The following is a 1,354-nucleotide window of genomic DNA, read 5'->3' as shown; positions in this document are numbered from 1 at the left end:
CGGCGAAGGAAAAAGGCACGGCCCTGCATCTAATGGGTCTCTTATCCGATGGTGGTGTGCACAGTCTCGAGACACATCTTTTTGCGCTGCTGGATATGGCCAAGTCGCAGGGGCTCGAGCGCGTTTACGTCCATGCGTTTCTTGATGGCCGCGATGTACCGCCGCAAAGCGCGCTGACCTATTTTAAGCAGCTTGAAGAGAAAATGGCGCAGGTAGGGCTTGGCAGGGTCGCGACGGTCATGGGCAGGTATTACGCCATGGACCGGGACAATCGCTGGGAGCGCGTCAAGAGGGCTTATGATGTGATGGTACACTCGGCAGGTGAGCACGCATACACCCCCGAGCAGGCGGTCCGGCAATCTTACGATGCGGGTGTTGTGGATGAATTCGTAGAGCCGACCGTTATTATCGATAAAGCCACAGGCAGCCCTGTGGCCGGCATAAAAGACGGCGATTCACTGATATTCTATAATTTTCGCTCGGACAGGGGTCGCGAGATAACCAGGGCGTTTATCAACAAGGACTTCACGGGCTTTGACCGGGGCGTTCATCCGCCCGATGTATTTTACGTCTGCATGACGCAGTATGATGTCACCTTCAACGTTGCGGTTGCGTTTCCACCGCAGGAGCTTAAGAATATTCTTGCGGATATCTTGGCCGATCACGATATGAAGCAGCTTCACACCGCCGAAACCGAAAAGTACGCCCACGTGACGTTTTTTTTCAACGGTGGGGTCGAGACGCCCAAGCCGGGCGAGGACAGGGTTCTCGTGCCCTCGCCAAAGGTCGCTACCTATGACTTAAAGCCCGAGATGAGCGCACAAGAGGTAACCGATGTTGTGGTTAATGCCATACAATCGGATAAATATGACTTCATAGTGGTAAACTTCGCCAACTGCGATATGGTCGGGCACACCGGGGTCTTCGAAGCCGCTGTTAAAGCCGCCGAGGTCGTTGATTCCAGCATCGGGCGCATCGTCGAGATGGCCAGGACGAAAGGCGGCGCTGTTTTTATAACCGCCGACCACGGCAATGCCGACAAAATGATCGACTTCGTTCACCACCAACCGTTCACCGCCCACACAACAAACAAGGTCCCATTTTACGCAATCATAGATAATCACTTCAAGCTCAAGCTCAAGCCCGAAGGCGAAGGCATCCTTGCCGACGTGGCACCGACCATCCTTGATGTCATGCATATCCCAAAACCCCAGGAGATGACGGGCACGTCTTTGATCGTTTGGGAGTAGCACGGTGTTCAAATCCCTGTCATTCTGAAGGAGCGAAGCGACTGAAGAATCTTGGGTGCGGAAACCTTCTTCTTGTGCAGGAGGGTCTAAGCTTAGACAAGCCA

General features: G+C 53.8%; 1 protein-coding gene. It reads left to right on the top strand.

Annotation, left to right across the window (positions count from 1 at the left end):
* Nucleotides 1–1,250, top strand: a 1,250-nt coding sequence (gene gpmI, locus COY37_RS05725) for a 2,3-bisphosphoglycerate-independent phosphoglycerate mutase (RefSeq protein ID WP_286976671.1), incomplete at its 5' end; no start/stop codon positions are given.
* Nucleotides 1,251–1,354: the final 104 nt, after the last annotated feature.

Origin of the sequence: Candidatus Aquicultor secundus, assembly GCF_002791875.1 — a bacterium.
GTDB classification, from domain to species: domain Bacteria; phylum Actinomycetota; class Aquicultoria; order Aquicultorales; family Aquicultoraceae; genus Aquicultor_A; species Aquicultor_A secundus.
This window is presented reverse-complemented; position numbering and strand designations above follow the sequence as displayed.